This window comes from Mesorhizobium sp. WSM3860 (assembly GCF_002294995.1).
Lineage (GTDB): Bacteria > Pseudomonadota > Alphaproteobacteria > Rhizobiales > Rhizobiaceae > Mesorhizobium.
Map to the genome: position 1 here is coordinate 1 of NZ_NSGF01000052.1, position 1,046 is coordinate 1,046.

The window sequence follows — 1,046 nt, forward strand, 5'->3', positions numbered from 1 at the left end:
TCAGCGGACGTTGTACTTGGCGTCGACCTGGTCGATGGCGGCGACATTGCCGGCCGACCGCCCCTGCGGATCGAAGGTCTCCTTGAGGAAGGCATCGGCAATCGCCTTCGCCAGCTCGGGCCCGATCACCCGCGCGCCCATGGTGATGATTTGGGCGTTGTTCGACAGCGCGGCGCGCTCGGCCGAGTAGGTGTCGTGGGTGAGCGCCGCGCGGATGCCCGGCACCTTGTTGGCCGAGATGCAGACGCCGATCCCGGTGCCGCAGATCAGAATGGCGCGGTCATATTTGCCGGCCAGCACATCGCTCGCGACCCGGTCGGACAGGTTGGCATAGAACGGGTCGGGGCCGGCTTCGGTGCGCGACACTTCCGATACCTCGTGCCTGTCCTTCAAGTAGTCGGCCAGAACCCTGGCCAGGCCTTCGCCGGCGCTGTCGCCTGCTACCGCGAGCTTCATGATCGTCTCCTCATAGTTTGGCGACGCATCTGGACAGGATGTCGAGATAGCCCTCGACGGCCCATGCGGCGCGTCCGATGAACAACCCGTCGATATGCGGGCATGCGATGAGTTCGGCGCAATTGTCCCGGTTGACCGAACCGCCATAGAGGCAAGGGACGCGGCGGCCGAGCACCTCCCGGGCGGTAGCGATGATCTCCGCCTGGCGGGCGTCGGCGTAGCCGGAGGTCGCCGGAATGCCGTTGATGCCGATTGCCCAGACCGGCTCGTAGGCGAGCAGGATCGGCGCCCGCTTCTGGGCGGCGCCGAGCCTGGAGAGCGCGCCGCGCACCTGCCGGTCGAGAACCTCGCGCGCACGGCCGGCCTCGCGCTCGGCCAGCGTCTCGCCGATGCAGATCAAGGGGGTCAAGCCGTGGCGTATGGCGGCTTCCGTCTTGAGGGCCACGGTGTCGTCGGTTTCGCCGAAATGCTCGCGGCGTTCGGAATGGCCGAGCTCGACGATATCGAGGTCACAATCCTTCAGCATCAGCGGCGAAATCTCGCCGGTCCAGGCGCCTTCGTCGGCCCAATGCATGTTCTGGGCTCCGACC

At 66.8% G+C, this 1,046-nt stretch carries 2 protein-coding genes; both read right to left on the reverse strand.

Going from position 1 to position 1,046, the window contains the following annotated elements; translation table 11 throughout:
* Window positions 1–456, reverse strand: coding sequence for an RpiB/LacA/LacB family sugar-phosphate isomerase (locus CK220_RS31215; RefSeq protein ID WP_095815181.1), 456 nt, complete (start codon window positions 454–456; stop codon window positions 1–3).
* A 10-nt stretch (window positions 457–466) separates the two neighbouring features.
* The coding region (locus CK220_RS31220) for a triose-phosphate isomerase (RefSeq protein ID WP_095815182.1) at window positions 467–1,046 on the reverse strand (580 nt) is incomplete at its 5' end.

What these genes read in the sequence shown, in the direction of transcription:
- CK220_RS31215 (WP_095815181.1), bottom strand. Translation starts at nt 456, where the DNA reads ATGAAGCTCGCGGTAGCAGGCGACAGCGCCGGCGAAGGCCTGGCCAGG.